The sequence below is a fragment of the Cellulosimicrobium cellulans genome (assembly GCF_007679345.1).
Lineage (GTDB): Bacteria > Actinomycetota > Actinomycetes > Actinomycetales > Cellulomonadaceae > Cellulomonas > Cellulomonas cellulans_A.
The window spans coordinates 1-722 of the sequence record NZ_VEGH01000034.1 but is presented as its reverse complement, the minus strand read 5'-3'; the positions used below and the strand labels follow the sequence as shown (position 1 = coordinate 722).

Below are 722 nucleotides of genomic sequence, written 5' to 3'. Positions count from 1 at the left end.
TCGGTGACGGTGGATGTGGCGCCGGGGTCGGTGGGGTCGGCCGTGGTCGAGAATGTCAGCGATCTGCACGTGGTCGGTGGTCAGGCGTTCGTCACCCACGCGGGATCGTTGGCCCGGGCGGATATCACCTCGGGTGAGATCACGATCATCGGGCACCAGACGTCCCAGACGTACTGCCTCGACTCGGCCACGACGCCCTCGGTCCGCTTGCCCTCGCTGATGGTCGATGACGGCACATTCCTGTATTTCGTGGACGCCTGCAGCTCGAAGTACGTGCTGCGCCGCGCGTCATTGACCACCGGCGCGATCTCGACGATGGCGACCCTCGACCGCGGCGCCACCGGGTTGACCGTGGGCCCCGGCGGGGTCCTTTACCACGCCGACGCCGACGGCCTGCACACCGTGGACGTGAACACCGGGATCCGCACAGCCGTGGAATCCTGGAACACGACCGGGGCGATCTACGCGCTGACCGCCGACGCCACCCACCTGTGGCTCACCGTCAACCGCGACAACCGCCGCCGGATCGTGCGATACGACCCCGCCACCGGCCGATCCATCGAGATGCCCCTGCCCGAAAAGACCTACACCTACACCCACCTCACCTCCGCCGGCGACTACCTCTACGCCGCCTCGGGAAACGAGGTCGTCCAGATCACCAAGTCCACAGGCACAACCACCCCGGTCGCCGGATCGGGCAGCAGCGGCCAGATCAACGGCAC

Annotated in this window: 1 protein-coding gene; it reads left to right on the top strand. The window is 67.5% G+C overall.

Annotated elements, in window-relative coordinates; all coding sequences use genetic code 11:
- Nucleotides 1–42: 42 nt before the first annotated feature.
- A partial coding sequence (locus FS882_RS20700) for a hypothetical protein (protein ID WP_222848282.1) occupies nt 43–722 on the top strand: 680 nt, incomplete at its 3' end.